The 15790-nt window shown below is 40.4% G+C and carries 19 protein-coding genes, 1 tRNA gene and 2 pseudogenes; 3 read left to right on the top strand and 19 right to left on the bottom strand.

From position 1 onward, the window contains the following. A partial coding sequence (locus V7161_RS21940) for a hypothetical protein (protein ID WP_335714984.1) occupies window positions 1-239 on the bottom strand: 239 nt, incomplete at its 3' end. A gap of 196 nt (window positions 240-435) precedes the next feature. After that, window positions 436-1977, bottom strand: a complete 1542-nt coding sequence (locus V7161_RS21935; RefSeq protein WP_335714983.1) for a carbon-nitrogen hydrolase family protein — start codon at window positions 1975-1977, stop codon at window positions 436-438. Window positions 1978-2721: 744 nt separating this feature from the next. Between V7161_RS21935 and V7161_RS21930 the strand changes: the two genes are divergently transcribed. Then, a complete protein-coding gene (locus V7161_RS21930; RefSeq protein ID WP_335714982.1) occupies window positions 2722-2925 on the top strand; it encodes a hypothetical protein in 204 nt (67 codons plus the stop codon). 592 nt (window positions 2926-3517) lie between these two features. On the opposite strand, the gene V7161_RS21925 is transcribed toward V7161_RS21930, so the two are convergent. The 11 genes from V7161_RS21925 to V7161_RS21875 form a co-directional block, all read right to left on the bottom strand. Next, window positions 3518-4333, bottom strand: coding sequence for an urease accessory protein UreD (locus V7161_RS21925; protein ID WP_335714981.1), 816 nt, complete (start codon window positions 4331-4333; stop codon window positions 3518-3520). After that, window positions 4330-4944 carry an urease accessory protein UreG gene (ureG, locus tag V7161_RS21920; RefSeq protein WP_335714980.1) on the bottom strand — a complete coding sequence of 205 codons (615 nt, stop codon included), beginning with the start codon at window positions 4942-4944 and terminating at the stop codon, window positions 4330-4332. The genes V7161_RS21925 and ureG overlap by 4 nt, the downstream gene beginning before the upstream one ends. Window positions 4945-4972: 28 nt before the next feature. After that, window positions 4973-5659 carry an urease accessory protein UreF gene (locus tag V7161_RS21915; protein ID WP_289982938.1) on the bottom strand — a complete coding sequence of 229 codons (687 nt, stop codon included), beginning with the start codon at window positions 5657-5659 and terminating at the stop codon, window positions 4973-4975. Beyond that, window positions 5652-6098 (bottom strand): urease accessory protein UreE, encoded by a 447-nt coding sequence (gene ureE / locus V7161_RS21910; RefSeq protein WP_335714979.1) that lies wholly within the window; start codon window positions 6096-6098, stop codon window positions 5652-5654. Before ureE ends, V7161_RS21915 begins: the two co-directional genes overlap by 8 nt. A gap of 166 nt (window positions 6099-6264) precedes the next feature. Further along, complete coding sequence (ureC, locus tag V7161_RS21905; protein WP_335714978.1) at window positions 6265-7974, bottom strand: urease subunit alpha; 1710 nt, start codon at window positions 7972-7974, stop codon at window positions 6265-6267. Continuing rightward, the gene (locus V7161_RS21900) at window positions 7975-8295 is read right to left on the bottom strand and encodes an urease subunit beta (RefSeq protein WP_289982166.1); all 321 of its coding nucleotides are present in this window, start codon (window positions 8293-8295) and stop codon (window positions 7975-7977) included. A gap of 45 nt (window positions 8296-8340) precedes the next feature. Continuing rightward, a complete protein-coding gene (locus tag V7161_RS21895) occupies window positions 8341-8643 on the bottom strand; it encodes an urease subunit gamma (RefSeq protein WP_289982940.1) in 303 nt (100 codons plus the stop codon). Next, complete coding sequence (locus V7161_RS21890) at window positions 8624-8770, bottom strand: hypothetical protein (protein ID WP_335714977.1); 147 nt, start codon at window positions 8768-8770, stop codon at window positions 8624-8626. Before V7161_RS21890 ends, V7161_RS21895 begins: the two co-directional genes overlap by 20 nt. A 15-nt stretch (window positions 8771-8785) precedes the next feature. Further along, a complete protein-coding gene (locus tag V7161_RS21885; protein WP_335714976.1) occupies window positions 8786-9016 on the bottom strand; it encodes a hypothetical protein in 231 nt (76 codons plus the stop codon). Then, a complete protein-coding gene (locus V7161_RS21880) occupies window positions 9013-10560 on the bottom strand; it encodes a sodium:solute symporter family protein (RefSeq protein ID WP_335714975.1) in 1548 nt (515 codons plus the stop codon). Before V7161_RS21880 ends, V7161_RS21885 begins: the two co-directional genes overlap by 4 nt. 885 nt (window positions 10561-11445) lie before the next feature. Beyond that, window positions 11446-11847: a tyrosine-type recombinase/integrase gene (locus V7161_RS21875; RefSeq protein ID WP_335714974.1), complete on the bottom strand. Its 402-nt coding sequence runs from the start codon at window positions 11845-11847 to the stop codon at window positions 11446-11448. Window positions 11848-11866: 19 nt separating this feature from the next. On the opposite strand from V7161_RS21875, the gene V7161_RS21870 reads away from it, so the two are divergent. Then, window positions 11867-12145: a hypothetical protein gene (locus V7161_RS21870; RefSeq protein ID WP_335714973.1), complete on the top strand. Its 279-nt coding sequence runs from the start codon at window positions 11867-11869 to the stop codon at window positions 12143-12145. Between the two features lie 231 nt (window positions 12146-12376). Here V7161_RS21870 and V7161_RS21865 read toward each other — a convergent pair whose 3' ends face one another. The 5 genes and pseudogenes from V7161_RS21865 to V7161_RS21845 all read right to left on the bottom strand — a co-directional run bounded on the left by V7161_RS21865 (window position 12377) and on the right by V7161_RS21845 (window position 14577). Beyond that, window positions 12377-12640, bottom strand: a complete 264-nt coding sequence (locus tag V7161_RS21865) for a helix-turn-helix domain-containing protein (protein ID WP_289982169.1) — start codon at window positions 12638-12640, stop codon at window positions 12377-12379. Between the two features lie 100 nt (window positions 12641-12740). After that, entirely contained in the window at window positions 12741-13031 is a 291-nt protein-coding gene (locus tag V7161_RS21860) for a DUF4359 domain-containing protein (protein ID WP_335714972.1), read from the bottom strand. A gap of 355 nt (window positions 13032-13386) precedes the next feature. After that, window positions 13387-13824: pseudogene (locus tag V7161_RS21855) on the bottom strand (tyrosine-type recombinase/integrase). 187 nt (window positions 13825-14011) lie between these two features. After that, window positions 14012-14341, bottom strand: a complete 330-nt coding sequence (locus tag V7161_RS21850) for a phage integrase SAM-like domain-containing protein (RefSeq protein WP_335714971.1) — start codon at window positions 14339-14341, stop codon at window positions 14012-14014. Window positions 14342-14480: 139 nt separating this feature from the next. Continuing rightward, window positions 14481-14577, bottom strand: a tRNA-Sec gene (locus V7161_RS21845). 210 nt (window positions 14578-14787) lie between these two features. On the opposite strand from V7161_RS21845, the gene V7161_RS21840 reads away from it, so the two are divergent. Beyond that, complete coding sequence (locus V7161_RS21840) at window positions 14788-15213, top strand: DUF2621 domain-containing protein (protein WP_335714970.1); 426 nt, start codon at window positions 14788-14790, stop codon at window positions 15211-15213. A 76-nt stretch (window positions 15214-15289) separates the two neighbouring features. Here V7161_RS21840 and V7161_RS21835 read toward each other — a convergent pair. Beyond that, window positions 15290-15790, bottom strand: a pseudogene (locus V7161_RS21835) (glucosaminidase domain-containing protein); the annotation flags it as partial.

The raw sequence follows: 15790 nt of genomic DNA, 5'->3' as shown, positions 1-15790 counted from the left end.
ATCACAATACCTTCATGAAATGCTTTATTGATAAATGATCCTTCTTCCACCTTATCTAGTTTATCACCATATATTAATGAATTTTTAAAGTATATAAAATAAAATCTTTCGTTTTCTGCTGTTAAAACTTCGATGACATTGGTTCTTGCAAACACCGCAGCCCGGATAACATTACCTTTTACTTTATACTTTTTATCTTTTATGGATATTTCAGTTGGTCTTATAAGCTCTTTATACATTCAACTTTGCCTCCTTGCATAATGTATACACTGATTTTCTAACTTTCGTGGTTAATTATAACATACTTCCCAAAAAAGCTACTGTTCACAGTGATCCCAAAGTTTTCCCTCCGGAAGTAAAACAAATAAAGGTTGCCAATCACCAGATCCAAGTCTGGTGCTTGACACCCTAAGTTATAAACAACTTAATCCTGCTTTATGCTAATCCATTCCATTCAATTCGATACAAATCATGTCGTCGATCGCGTAATTGGCGCAGTGAACCAGAATTCCGAGAACGTCTCAGTTTCTCAAGGTCTACGTCACCAACAACTACGGTGTCAATGTTAGCATCACATTCCCCTACAATCCCATCCCTTGCAAACTCAAAATCGGAAGGCGAGAAAATTCCAGATTGTGCGTACTGAATATCCATATTCTCAACATGCGTTAAGTTGCCCACTGTTCCAGCAATACAGGTATATACTTGGTTCTCAATCGCACGTGCCTGGGCACAGTAGCGAACACGGAGGTACCCCTGACGATCCTCCGTACAAAAAGGTACAAATATAATGTTTGCACCCTTATCAACAGCAATCCTTGCGAGTTCCGGAAACTCGATGTCGTAAGAAATGTGGATAGCAATCTTTCCGCAATCCGTGTCAAACACATGAATTTCGTTTCCTTCTGAAATGCCCCACCACTTTTTCTCGTTTGGTGTGGCGTGAATTTTGGACTGTTTTTCTATCGTGCCGTCGCGACGGAATAGAAAACCAACATTGTAGACATCCCCATTTTCTTCAACAAAATGTGATCCACCAACAATGTTGATGTTATATCGTACTGCGAGTTGCGTAAACAGTTCAATATATTGATCTGTATAGGTTGCCAGTCGTCGAACTGCCTGATCCGGCCGTTTTTCTTCCAGAAATGACATCAATTGGGTTGTAAATATCTCCGGAAATACAACAAAATCAGATCCGAAATCAGCCGCGACGTCGACATAGTACTCAATTTGACGATTAAAATCCTGAAACGAGTCAATTTTTTTCATCATGTACTGAACCGCACAGATTCTAACCGGGAACGATGTGCGATAAATTCGCTTATTCTTTGGACGATAATCGATGTTGTTCCATTCCATCAAGGTAGCCATAGAATCAGATGCTTTGTCATCTGGCAGGTAGCTTGTGTTGATACGTTTAATAGTAAACCCCTGCAGGAGCTGAAAGGACAAAACTGGGTCATAAATACTGTGCTTCTCAACTGCAGCAACATACTCACGAGCCGTCATTTCATTCTTGTATTTGTGGTAATTTGGGATTCGTCCGCCGATAATGATGCTTTGAAGATTTAATCGAACAGCGAGGTCCTTGCGCGCCTCGTAAAGACGGGCACCTAGTTTCATGCGCCGGTATCCTGGATCGACCATCACTTCAATCCCGTACAAATTTTTCCCATTGGGGTCGTGATTCGTGATATACCCGTTGTCCGTAATAACGTCCCATGTGTGCTGGTCGTCATATTCTTCAAAATTGACGATTAAACTTGAACAGGAACCTACAATCTTGTCCTCATATTCCACGCAAAATTGACCCTCTGGGAAAATTCGAATGTGACTAACCAATTGCTCCCGCTTCCATGGGTCCATGTTAGGGAAGCAAACTTTCCCTAACTCTATAATTTCATCAATGTCTTCGATTTGTATGTTGCGAATGATTATTTTCTTCTCGTATTTCGACATATCTGTCTCTGACACGTTCTCACACCCTCGTTCTAGTTGTAAAGCTATGTAGTTTCCTTGAAAATATCCTAGCTTCTATTAAAATGCCATTATTCATTTATGATTCCCTTTAATTACATAATTAATGATGCATATAAAAAGTTATTCTGAGTCAAAATTTCCATTTTCCCCTTAACTTTGCGAATGATTGATCTTTATTATAACTCCGTCTACTAATACCTCACACTTGGTGACATCATCTCCTTAGCAAAAGCAGTAGGATGGTGGTTATTCCACTGCTTATGTCATTCCAATTGTAATGAATAGATACGTTATTAAGAGTAATCCTGTTTTAATTCTTTGTCACGTTAAACGAAAGACTGTAAGTTAAGCCATTCCACGGCATGGTTGAATTTCAAGATTTAATGAACGCAATTGAACCGATACGGATTGCTTGCTCAAGCAGTCTCCAGACCCGCTCTAGTACGCTCTGAGATTATGTTACGTTTCATCTCAGCTAGGACAAATAATTGAAAAAAACGACAAAAAAAGAAAAAAATGGATTAATTTCTCTTTTATATTTTCATAATTAGAAGTATAATAGTTTTCCTCATCAAGTGATCCATGACTAAAAACTCTCATTTTATATAGCAGTGAGGGGAGGAGAACCCTTGAATAATCGATTATTCGTTTTACGCAATTATGAAACAATCGTAAGTTAGTTTGTTTGTTGTACCTGCTTACCTTGTGTTTTATTTAAATATGAATGGAGTGTATTTCATGATTTTCAGCCAACAGGATTTCAATGTAAAAAAATTAAACTACTCGATTAGATCTGCTATTAAAAGAGACGCAAAATATTTGTCTAAATTAATATTACAGATTAATGGAGAAACCAAAAATATTGACCTTGAACAGGGAGAGGCGTTCATAGACCATAACTTTATCTCGGAACAACGAAGGTCGACTCGTCAAATTCGTTGAACGGAGTTTTAATTTCAGTAACAGTTTAAGATTCAATAGTGTCTTCTTCTGTCTTCATTGGCTTAAACTTCTCATGAATTGAAATATGAAAAAGGTTTTCAAGATAACACCAACGCAGAATACTCTCATTGTTCTTACACCAATATTGACTGTTGTAGGTTGAAGACCTTTATCGTTGAGCATAAAGTCAACTCACTCAAGGAACACTTCAAGAGTCATTTGCTCTCTTCATAAGTCTTCACCAAGATAATCTAGTAACCATTGAAAGTGAATCTGAAAATCTTCAATAGTACGAGGAGCTAAACCCTCCGTCTGTTTGAACCACATGAATCGCTCAAACATTCAGTCATAGTCAAAATCTCAGTAACCTTTCTTATACCTGTGACTCTTCCTTGTTTTCTCAATCCTTACGCATACACAAAACAAGGACAAAAAAGCCGTTCTCTATAATTAAGAGGGGCTTTTATTGTGGAATAAAGCTAGCATAACCATCCTGGGTTAATTGTAATTTCCTCTAATCCACCAATACCCTCCTGCACAATCCTCAACAACAATGCATCCTTCTTTTCCAAGAAAGATGCATTCCACAACCTTAGTATTTCCTCCATCTAACAACATCCTTCGCCAACAGCTGATGTCTGGCCCATCCATGCGCATGAGTAATCATTTTCTCAATCATCCATGTAGACCGAGCCAGCAGCCTCAAAATCACTCCTCCCTTCGGCAAAGAGGACAATCCGAAACAAACGTCTTCCTGAATATCTTCCATGACTTCATATAAACCATCCAAAAAACCTATATCTGCTTGATTATGAAAGATGAGGAAGGTCCCAACATGGGTATACCCCTCCATTTGCATAATCCCGTTCAACTGATCGTCCGGCTTAAGAAGCAAATGATCAAATAAAACGAGCTTGTCATTTTTATAGACTTTTAATTTCGAACGGATCCAGTCATAGCGAAACAAGCTCCCATCCTCTGCCCATCCAGGTGTGATTATATCGCTATAAAAAAAAACAGCTTCCTCCTCCATCCGAACATTAGTTTCTTGAATAAAACGCGCACCCTCATAAGCGATTAATGAATCCGGAAAATATTCAAGCACACTTCCCTTGCCCACTTTCAAATTTGTTTGCTGAACAACAGGGTTTTTCGGCGTTTTATATACTTTTGTAGCGGATTGCGTAGTAACTGCCAATTCCGCTCCCGCCTCAACAGAAAGGTCAGTCAAATAGGTATCGCCGTCGACATAGCCGCCCCCAACATGAATCAGATAAACGGTTGGCACATCCTCCTCCAGGTAAACCGGGCGAGTTAATTTCAATGCCCCTTCATAATAACAGCTGGATACAATACTTTTGGACTGCCTTCTGACCGCAGAAAGCTCCAATACGCCGGTATAGCTCATGACTCCAATCCCATTAATAGAGCTTGTTTTTTAATCCAATCGATCACTTGTTTAAGGCCTGTTCCATCTTTTAAATTTGTAAAAATAAAAGGCTTGTCCCCTCTCGCATCGATCGTGTCCCGCTCCATGATTTCCAGACTTGCTCCAACGTAAGGCGCCAAATCAATTTTGTTTATGATGAATAAGTCTGACTTAATCATCCCTTGTCCGCCTTTGCGTGGAATTTTTTCCCCTTGGGCCACATCAATAATATAAATGGAAAAATCAACAAGCTCTGGACTGAATGTTGCCGCTAAATTATCGCCACCGCTTTCGACAAAGATCAATTCAACATCAGGGTGTCTTTCTTTCAATTCATCGATGGCCGCAAAATTCATCGAGGCATCCTCACGAATCGCCGTATGCGGACAACCGCCAGTTTCCACCCCGATTACCCGATCCTGAGGCAGCACTCCGTTTTTCATGAGAAATAACGCATCTTCCTTTGTATAGATGTCATTCGTGACAACGGCCATGCTCAGTTCTTCGTGCATCGCCCGCGTTAATTTTTCCACAAGCATCGTTTTTCCTGCGCCAACAGGTCCTCCAATTCCTATACGTACTGGTTCCATTCTCAACATCCCTCTTTTTCTAAAAAATTTAAGACATAAACAAGCGTACATGTAATCGTTCATGACGCATTTGGGCAATTTCCAATCCCGGGCTGACCGCCCCAAGATCATCCTTAGACAACAACAAAATCTTCCGAACGGCTTTCTTTAAAAGCGGCTGGATGTTGACCAACAGCTTTTGACCATCGGTCTGGCCGAGGGGAATGCTGCGGACTGCGTTTTGAATCAGTGAAGAAACAGCTCCATATAAATACGCGCCAATGGCAGTTTCTTTTCCCACTTGTAAGTGGCAGGCAACGATCGAAAAAACCAAGGCAGAATGTCCATAGGCCTGCTTTTCTTTGATTTTATCGAGATAATCATCGAGAATCGGTGATGGATAAAGGCCGGCACATAGTTTTGCCATTCGTTCCCCAATTCGGCGATTTCCGATCCTCGTTTCTTCCGCAAGGCTCGCAGCAAATAATAATTGATCTAGCTCGAATAGATCCGCCATCCTGTTTTGCCCGACCCCTTCAAAAGCAAGCCGGCACGCTAGTCCCTCGACAAAAACAAGCTGTTTTTCGATATATACGATGATAGCTTCAGAAAAGCTTTTCGTATCCGTAATGACTTGTTCCTGAATGTAGGTTTCCAATCCGAACGAATGCGAAAAGGCTCCGGATGGAAAGTTGGAATCACACAACTGAAGCAGCGGAAACAATTCATTAATCATGGCGGTGTCCAATATGGCGAAACGCCTGCTTTACCTTTCGATTTTCCCGCTTAAAAGGAATTTCTAATTGCTGGAGAAGCTCTTCGACTAAATAATCATACTGAACAAGCATTTCATTTCCTTCAAATTGGGCCGGGAGATGACGGTTCCCCAGTTGGTGGGCAATTTCCCCCATCTGCTGGATCGACGTTGGCTGGATCACCAACAAGTCATCATTTTTAACGGAGATTACGATCATATTTCGTTCATCTATATATAAGACATCACCGTCGATTAAGTCACGATTGTCTTTTAAGCGAATCCCAATCTCCTTGCCATGGTCGGTGACAACACGCTGAATCCGTTTAACCAAGTCATCGCTGTTCATGTACACCCGTTCTGTATGCGGTGCTTTTTTTTCTATTGTCGAAACATTTCCAATTACTTTTTCAATAATCATTTTTTTCTCTCCTTAAAAAAGAAATAGAGTAGGGCGTTACAGGAATGAATTTCTCCAAACTTGGTGAATGTTTCGCGAAAAAAGAATTTATTTCGCCAAACAAAATAGAACCCTTCAACCAAGTAAGGATCGTTGTACCTTCCTGGGTTTCGGCAACTCAAACACCTTAAAACAAGAAATAGCGCTGTGCCATTGGAACTACTTCCGCCGGCTCACAGGTTATTAATTCACCATTTACTTTCACTTCGTATGTTTGCGGATCCACCTCGATTTCAGGTGTTTCCCCATTAAAAACCATCGATTTTTTCGTTAACTGGCGGATCCCTGACACAGGTTTGACGATTTTCTTTAGCCCAAGTGTTTCATGAACCCCTTTTTTAAAAGCAGCTTGGGATACAAATGTCATCGACGTTTGATATTTGGCACTTCCGAATGATGCAAACATCGGACGATAGATAACCGGCTGCGGCGTTGGTATGCTGGCATTGGGATCTCCCATCAAACTGTGTGCAATCATGCCGCCTTTTAAAATCAACTCTGGTTTCACACCGAAAAACGCCGGATCCCAGACAACCAAATCCGCGAGCTTTCCTGTTTCAATCGAACCGACATAATCGGCAATCCCATGTGTCCAAGCAGGGTTGATCGTATATTTGGCAATATACCGCTTGACCCGGAAGTTATCGCCAACGCCTTGATCTTCCGCAAGTTTTCCGTGCTGTTTTTTCATCTTATCCGCCGTTTGCCACGTACGGGTAATCACTTCTCCCACCCGTCCCATTGCCTGCGAATCTGAGGAAATCATACTGAATACACCGATATCGTGTAGGATATCTTCTGCGGCAATCGTTTCTTTGCGAATCCGCGAATCAGCAAAAGCAATGTCCTCCGGAACCTCTGGATCAAGATGATGGCAAACCATCAACATATCTAAATGCTCTTCCAGTGTATTAATCGTATAAGGCCTTGTTGGATTGGTCGATGACGGCAAGATATTAGGGAAGCTGGCAGCCTTAATAATATCCGGTGCATGTCCTCCCCCGGCGCCTTCCGTATGATACGTATGAATCACGCGTCCATCAATGGCAGCCAATGTATCCTCAACAAATCCACCTTCGTTAAGGGTATCGGTATGAATGGCGACCTGCACATCATATTGGTCAGCCACTTTTAGACTCGTATCAATGGCTGCAGCCGTTGTTCCCCAGTCTTCATGAAGCTTTAAGCCGATTGCTCCCGCTTCAATTTGTTCCTTTAACGGAGCTTCATCCGAAGCATTTCCTTTTCCCAAAAAACCGAGATTCATTGGGAATTCTTCTGCTGCCTGGAGCATCCGGTGGATATTCCACGGGCCTGGGGTACAGGTGGTTGCGTTCGTGCCTGTAGCCGGCCCTGTCCCCCCGCCAATCATCGTGGTCACGCCAGAGGAAAGCGCCGTTTCAATTTGCTGCGGACAAATAAAGTGGATATGGGCATCAATGCCTCCGGCGGTTACGATTTTTCCTTCTGCGGCAATCACTTCGGTTGACGCACCAATGACGATATCCACCTTGTCCATCAGCAGCGGATTCCCAGCCTTGCCAATCTCCACAATCTTCCCATCTTTCACACCAATGTCTGCTTTATAAATCCCGGTATAATCAACAATCATCGCATTGGTTAACACAAGGTCCACACTTTCCGCCCTTGTCACAAGCGGGTGCTGCCCCATTCCATCACGAATCACCTTGCCTCCCCCAAACTTCACTTCATCCCCGTAGGTGGTGTAATCTTTTTCTATTTCTATAAACAGATCAGTATCTGCTAAACGGACAGCATCTCCAACCGTTGGACCGAACATATCGGCATATTGTTTTCGCGGCATGTGAAAGCTCACTTACTTCTCCTCCTTTATGACGGAACCGTTTGTTAATTTATTTAAACCGTACACCCTCTGTTCTCCCGAAAAAGAAACGAGCTCTACTTTCTTTTCATCGCCAGGCTCAAACCTTACGGCCGTTCCCGCCGGAATATTCAAATGCCTGCCAAATGCGCGACCTCGGTCAAATTGCAACGCTGTATTGACTTCAAAAAAATGAAAATGCGAACCGATTTGGATCGGACGATCGCCCCGGTTTAACACAGTAATGACTAGCGGCTGCTTATTTTCATTACACAAAATTGGCTCCTTTTTTAATCGATACTCCCCAGGAATCATTGCTTTCCCTCCTATATAGTTTTGGTTTGGGTATGTAAAATCGGGTTATCGAATCGGGGTATGTACAGTGACCAGTTTTGTACCATCCGGGAATGTCGCCTCGACCTGTATGTCCGGAATCATTTCAGGTACACCTTCCATCACATCTTCTCTTGTCAGAATGGTGGTACCGTATTGCATAAGCTGTGCCACTGTTCGTCCATCCCGCGCCCCTTCGAGAACTTCATAGGTAATGATGGCGATGGATTCAGGATAGTTAAGTTTTAAGCCTCTTTTTTGCCGGCGGCGCGCCAGGTCAGCAGCCACCACAACCATAAGCTTTTCCATTTCACGTGAGGTCAGTTTCATCTTTTTCATCCTTCCTTTTTTCCTGTAACCGGAGATTTCCATTCATAACGCAGACCAATTCTACATTTGCTCCTCGTGATTCAACATGAATACCAAAGCAGCCAAGACCAGCTGCTTTGGTGACCAATCATTCTATTTCCCTTTATCGCTTGTATTCCTTATACAGCTCAATAAATGGCCGAATGGTGATAAAAAGAGCGGCAAACACCAGCCAGCCAAATGCTAGATAAACCCAGCCCGTGAAAAAGGAGAGACTATAGATATAACCTGTCGAAAACATAATTCCCGGCCAAATGACGACAAGTACTAAACTTAACCCCAATGCCCAACGAGTGTACAGCTTCGTCTGTTTTTTTAACTCCAAATCATTCATCCCAAATTCTCCTTTCTTGCCATACTATTACTTTCATCAAAACTCTTAAACTTGTCTTTTAACGACTCAAAATGAAATTCCTCAGAAGAGATGAGTGCATGCCCAATCGAAATCACTCCACTAATGACAAATACCGCCAGATTACCAAACAGCATCGGGTAGAGCCCGCCCAGCGATTCAACGTTCACATGCCCTGCTGTTACATAAGCAGAAATAAGCCAAACTGTTACGCCGCCAATCATCCCCAACAATGCACCGTAAAAGGCTCCTGCATTTGTGGCCCGTTTCCAAACGAGCCCAAGTGTGACCGGTATAACGGCTGCACTAACAAAAATCCCCATTGCCATATAAACAAAGCCAAGACTGATACCTAAATAGAATAGTAGGATTGAAAAGATTCCCATCGATAATCCAAACCCTAATGTAACCAAACGGGAAACACGCAATAGTTTCTTACTGCCGGCATGTGGGTTGATCGAATGACGATAAATATCCGTAACGATAATATTCGTAACAGCTGTCAATTCTGCAGACCCCGCAGACGTAACTGCCATAAACAGCATGGTCAAAAACAGAACAGATCCTACCGACCCAAGGATGTGTGAGGCCATAATCGGTGCAACAGAATCAGGAGAAGAAACTGAAATTCCAAGACCGGCCGCACTAACACCCAAAATCGTAGCTACCGCAAAGGGAATCGAAAACCAGGAGATCCCTCCGTATATGTACGCTTTCGAAGCGGCTTTATCAGTACTAGCAATCGCCCGCTGCCAATAGGCTTGATCGACAAAAACGGTTCCGAAATTCCCAACAATATTAATAATCCCAAACAACAGCCCTGGAATAGATGCCATCGTCAGCATTTGCTTGGATTCCGGTAAGGCACGCAGCCCCTCATAGATATTAGAGATGCCAAATTTATAATAGACCGCAACCCCAAAGATCAATAGAACAACAAATAAGATCACCGTGTGCAAATAGTCCGCAATAAATGAAGCTTTTAGTCCGCCAATCATTGTATAAATCGTGAATGTAACAGGGATTAAAAAGGCTGCTACATATAAATTCATTCCTGTTAACTGATTTAACGTGATCGCTCCGCCGAGAATGATCATCGAGGTCACGATAATATTCGTCATCAGCGCAAATACGAGCATTAAGCGGTGATTTTTTTTATCAAAGCGCTGTGAAATAAACTCTAAAAACGTATGAGCGTTTGGTGCTTTTCTTTTTAAATGAACAGCAAGGATAGCAAATAATAAGATTTGGATCGTAGCACCAGCCGCATACCAAAATGGCCCGCTGATTCCATATTGATAACCAGTCGAGGATGACATCATGATCGTGGCAGCCCATGTCCATGCCGCTACGATTGAGGCGCTGGCCAAACCAACCTCTACACTTCTTCCGGCAGTGTTAAATTGTTCCGCCGTCATTTCTTTTCCTTTACGTTTGGAATCCATGCGGTGAATAACAGCCGTTACTCCCGTAAACAAAACTCCAAAAATAATTAAAATAAGATACCCTGCACTTGGTGTTAACATGCTACCCCTCCACTTCCTAATATTACAAATATTTCCAGAAAGTTTCACCGCACAGTATTATTGTCAGAAAATTCTAGAACAGTTTTAAATATAGACACAATTTCTCTTTCTATCTACAATCACGTTAGATTTTCTGACATGGTTTTCGAGGTTAATCGGATTCTAGAACGACCTAATAGTCTTATGAATCAGTCTGAAACAGTTCACTTATACAGAGCGAAATATTAGTTATTCTAAAGTCGAAACTTATTTATTCACAATCTGACCTGACTCAAAAAAACAAAAACATTAAAAACAGAAAACTTTTCAGGCTTGTGCTTCTTCTTTTAAAACTATCTCCGCAACTGCTTTACAATGACCTAAGTGGTGATGCAGATATAATTAGATTTAGTAGAGTTTACCTTACAGAATGAGCACATCCTTATCATTTTATTTGTTACTCCAAATCGAAAAATTCTTTAAACACCTGTTCTTCATTGGTCCTCACACGAGTCTCTAAAACACTACCGAAAGCTTAGACCTGATGAGTTGAAAAGACAGCACCAATAATATTCTCCTACTATTTATTTTGCAAACTAGTACGAGTTGACTAATTTGAACTAGAACTTTTATAAGAAAATTGGTAACAAGTAATTATGATTTTTTAATGTACAACTTCAAATACCATCCCTAAGTGAAAGAGGTAGGGGAAAAACTCTTAAATGAAAATGCCCGCGTGATGATTAATCATCACGCGGGCATCTTTAATTTATAGGAGATGATTTACCGGACTAAACTGATGATGTTGAGATTTAATATCTTCACCATTCATTTGAACGTATTTTCGTACCATATTCATTGTCGAATGATCTAGAATACGTTGCAACGTAAATGCATCCCCTCCATTTAAAATAATAATTTTGCAAAAGTATGGCGAAATGTATGGGGAGAAACTCGAACATTTGTTATATTTCCTTTTATTCCGTATTGCTTTATTCTTGATCTTACCCAACTAGGGTCAATTTCATCTCCATAATTTGATAAAAAGATGAAATCACTATTTTCAAATATACTGTTTTCTTTTATTAAAGTATTTAAAGCCTTCGCCGTTTTTTTGGATAAAGGGAGGATTCTGGCGTGTCCGTTTTTTGCTAATGGTGCAGGAACTTTTATAATTTTTTGTTCGTAATCAAAGTCTTTCTTTTTCAATCCTAATGCTTCATTACATCTTATACCAGTATCTAAAAATAACAACATTAGCACATAATCACGGAAACCAGCATAGGTCCGTTGGTTTAGTTGTTTCAATAAATCGATGATTTGTTTTTTGGAAAATGCCTGTATTGCTAATGGTGTGGACGTTGGTCAAATATCGGACTTTATAAAACAGCTAAAAGAAAACCTTCACCAAGTTGGACTTCCAAAAGAACAGCAAGCAGTAGTTGAGTCCGAGGTTGAAACAATATCAGCTGAATTAGTATCAGCACAACCACAACCTACTGTAATTCAACAATCCTTACAATCAATAAGAACAATGATTGAAGGAGCTGGAGTAAACCTAATAACCAACGGTTTAATGTTCATGATTGATAAAATACATTTCTAAGAAACAAAGGAGCTTCCACACTGGAAACTCCTTTTTTATATTTGATTTTTCACCAATTCCGTTATATCCTCACCGTTGCAAATGACCTTTCTCAATTCCAAAGTCTGTTGCGACTCTTTCTTAATTTGCTTCCTGAACTCAAGAGCAACGTCCTCTCTAGTTCTCCCCTTCAGTGGAAACTCTCCAGCTTACAGAACTTTCTGTTCAAACTCAAGAGACTTATAATAAATTTCAATAACTACTGTCCTCATAAAATTCTCCTGTCCATTTTCTGCTTTCATTGTACTTCCTAACTTCTAGTAAGTCACTCAATTCAGTTAGGTTGAGAGCTTCCATGATAGTCAATAAATGATTCTTGTTATATGCTCCTCTGGTGTCATTAACAAGTTCGGAAATTGTTGCTTCTCTTAGTCCAGTCATTTGAGCAAGTTCCTTCTGTTGAAGACCTTTACGTTCTAACACTTCCTTCAACTTGAATTTGAAGTAAAGTTCCATTGGTAATCTCCTCTCATTTTGAATTACTTCTTTTCGTAATCAATATATGCAGAGGAGGACTTGTTTCAATACAAAAGAAAAGACCTCCATTATTGAAGGTCTACAGATACTCTTTTGGTGAATTAATCCAGTAAAAATTATTGAAAGCTCCAATAGCTGTAAGAGATTCTTTGTCGTCAAACTTGGTCTTATAAATCGAGAACAGACCATAGTTCTGTTTAGAAGTGAACGTATTGACGAATGGAGAAGTAAACATTCCAACAAAAGGGTGTCCTTCACTTGTGATTTCATCTTTGACAAATGAAACGTAATCAGCTTTGTTTGGATTTGAAGCAAAAGCGAATAAGGAAATAACAAGGATTGCAGTTGCGATAAAATAACGTTTTCTCATATGGTCACACCTTTGAATTTTTAATGTTTATCGACAACAGAATACCCTTGTGGACACATTTTTATTCAAAAAAGCCACCCAACTTACGTCTGGTTTCAGTTATTCTTCAAAGTCATCGATTGCTAAAACGTATTCTTCTCCTCCATGTTCTATTGACTCAGCTTCACATTCACGACTACAAAAAAATAATTCTGACCTCCAGTGAACATAAACAATGTCTTCTTCCCTTAAAACTTCACCGCAACTTTCACATTGGGTGACCCTCCCTTTTAGTTTTTTATAAAAGTTTATTTGTTGTAAGGAAATAAAAGACCTGTTCGTTTATCAAACAAAAAAGCTCTGCTTAAGGGAAAGCTTAACGGAAAACGTTCTTCAATGGACTGAATGTATTATGTTGTCTTTTAACGTCCATGCTGGTCATGTTCACATACTTCCGAGTCATAGACATGTCTGTGTGACCAAGTATCTTTTGAAGTGAAAAGGGGTCTCCACCATTTGTAATGTAAAGTAAAGCTCCTGTGTGTCTTAAAATGTGAGGTCTTAAAACTTTCTTTACACCAGACAAATCAGCAACTTCATGAAGTCGAGTTCTCCATGTATTACTCAACATTTCTCGTCCGTCATACGTAAGAAATTACAAATCTTCTCCAAAGTCTTCAGACTCATTCATGTACTCCTTTAAGAGTTTCATTGTCTTGGTGGATAGCGGTACTTCACGAGCTTTTTTGGTCTTAGTGTTCATTACTTCAAGTTTGATAGTACCAGCTTTAAAGTCTACATTTGACCGCTTCATTGCTAGTAATTCGCTTATTCTAACCATTGTATCAAGCAAGACCAAGACATGACTTTATCTCTGAAACCAACGAAAGTAGACTCGTCAAAACCGTTCAAGAGCGACTTAATCTCCGCAACCGATAAAGGTTCAATCTGTTCATCTGCAACCTTGATTGGTTTAAACCGTTCATGAATTGGTTCCTCAATTAAATTCTCCATGTATAGCACCAGCGGAGAAAAGCTCGCATTGTTCTAACCCTAATGTTAATTGTCATTGGCTTCAGACTTTTTTCATTTCGCATAAAGTCAATCCAACCTAAAAAGACTACCAGTGTGATTTCTTCTTTCGATAAGTCTTGACCTAAATAATCACATAGCCACTTGAAGTGAATCTCGTATTCTTCAATGGTTCTCGGAGCAAGACCTTCAGAGTTTTTAAACCATAGGAACCGCTCAAACATTTCAACCAGCGTAAATGACTCTGTAACTTTCTTAGTTGCTGTAACTCGATTAAGCTTCCTAACACCTTTTCGCAAAATAAAAAACCTCCAAATATGGTAATTTGAAGGTTCTGAACTCACACAGTTTCGTATTCTCGGTTTCACACAGTTTCGTTTAAAATGACCAAAAGACTGTGTGTGTTTGAAATTGTTCGTTTGACAAGAATCTCAAGGTTGGCGGGACTGCGTGGGAATCGAACCCACCAGACCTGGCACGCAGGTCTCAGGCAGTTTTGAAGACTGTGGAGGACACCAGTACCCCATTCAGCCCCATGTCTTAATCTATTATTCGTACTAATAATACATTGGTATATTGTATTTTACAATAGAATTGCCTTTTTTGTCACTTTTTCGACAACCATTTAATCCTACACCTATAGCCAACCAATTTAAATACCGCGTACTTAAAAGGAGTTAACTTGTCATTATTATCAAAAACATACTATAATAAGTTGAAAAATAGTTTTTTGTAGGTGAATAAGATGCTTCATGGTTGGTTTTTATGGTTTATCCTTTTCTGGGTCGTTTTCCTGGTTGGATCGTTTGCCATCGGCGGATATTTTATGTTCCGGAAATTTTTGAAGAAGATGCCTAAGGAAGATGGCAAATCCGTTATGGATTGGGAAGAACATTATGTTAATGAAACACGTCATTTGTGGAGTGGTGACGAAAAAGCCCTTCTCGAAGATTTAGTCAGTCCAGTTCCCGAGCTTTTCCGTGATGTGGCGAGGCATAAAATTGCCGGTAAAATTGGCGAGCTGGCATTAAAAGAAAATGCTGCTAAAATTACCGAAGAATTGGTCATAAGAGGATATATATTGGCAACACCCAAACGGGATCACAAATTTTTGCGTAAAAAACTGTTTGAAAATAGAATCGATGTTGCTCCATATGACCACTTATTTTAAGCCGTTCCTTTCGGGAACGGTTTTTATTTTGACCACAAAAATTGCCCTGGCAGCATAGAGCTACCGGGGCAATTTTTCATCGAATTCCAGCCATATCAGGGCTAATATGGAGATAATACCTTGATCCTTCAAAGCTCAACCAACTGGATACCAATCCATCAATATTGCCTAGATAATATCTATCTCCTGAAAATGTTACCCATCCGTCCCGCACGACTTCCGTATTTTCATAGAATTTAAACTGGCTTATTACGGGTGTTGCTGCGGTATTCATCACACCATCGGTATCTTGAAAATACCATTTGCCATTATAATTAAACCAGCCTGTATCCATTGCACCAAACTGATTGAGATAATACCACTTACCTTCGACTTCCACCCAGCCCGTTTTCAAGATTCCGTCCTGGTCAAAATAATAGTTTTTTTCTCCTGAAGACAGCCAGCCGGTTTTCATCTCTCCCGATTGGGGATCAAGATAATACCACTTCCCATTCTCAACAACCCACCCTGTTTTCATCACGCCAGTTTGATCAAAGTAATATCTTTTGCCGCTTCCTTCTACCCAGCCAGTTTGCCT

It is taken from the genome of Neobacillus drentensis, from assembly GCF_036965425.1.
Taxonomy (GTDB): domain Bacteria; phylum Bacillota; class Bacilli; order Bacillales; family Cytobacillaceae; genus Neobacillus; species Neobacillus drentensis_F.
Note: the sequence above shows the minus strand (reverse complement) of the source record. Positions and strands in the feature narration are given on the sequence as shown.

Bases quoted from the DNA above. Each gene is read 5' to 3' on its own strand.
- V7161_RS21930 (WP_335714982.1), top strand. From the start codon at position 2,722: ATGATTTTCAGCCAACAGGATTTCAATGTAAAAAAATTAAACTACTCG.
- V7161_RS21925 (WP_335714981.1), bottom strand. From the start codon at position 4,333: ATGAGCTATACCGGCGTATTGGAGCTTTCTGCGGTCAGAAGGCAGTCC.
- ureG (WP_335714980.1), bottom strand. From the start codon at position 4,944: ATGGAACCAGTACGTATAGGAATTGGAGGACCTGTTGGCGCAGGAAAA.
- V7161_RS21915 (WP_289982938.1), bottom strand. From the start codon at position 5,659: ATGATTAATGAATTGTTTCCGCTGCTTCAGTTGTGTGATTCCAACTTT.
- ureE (WP_335714979.1), bottom strand. From the start codon at position 6,098: ATGATTATTGAAAAAGTAATTGGAAATGTTTCGACAATAGAAAAAAAA.
- V7161_RS21900 (WP_289982166.1), bottom strand. From the start codon at position 8,295: ATGATTCCTGGGGAGTATCGATTAAAAAAGGAGCCAATTTTGTGTAAT.
- V7161_RS21895 (WP_289982940.1), bottom strand. From the start codon at position 8,643: ATGAAACTGACCTCACGTGAAATGGAAAAGCTTATGGTTGTGGTGGCT.
- V7161_RS21885 (WP_335714976.1), bottom strand. From the start codon at position 9,016: ATGAATGATTTGGAGTTAAAAAAACAGACGAAGCTGTACACTCGTTGG.
- V7161_RS21880 (WP_335714975.1), bottom strand. From the start codon at position 10,560: ATGTTAACACCAAGTGCAGGGTATCTTATTTTAATTATTTTTGGAGTT.
- V7161_RS21865 (WP_289982169.1), bottom strand. From the start codon at position 12,640: ATGGAACTTTACTTCAAATTCAAGTTGAAGGAAGTGTTAGAACGTAAA.
- V7161_RS21860 (WP_335714972.1), bottom strand. From the start codon at position 13,031: ATGAGAAAACGTTATTTTATCGCAACTGCAATCCTTGTTATTTCCTTA.
- V7161_RS21840 (WP_335714970.1), top strand. From the start codon at position 14,788: ATGCTTCATGGTTGGTTTTTATGGTTTATCCTTTTCTGGGTCGTTTTC.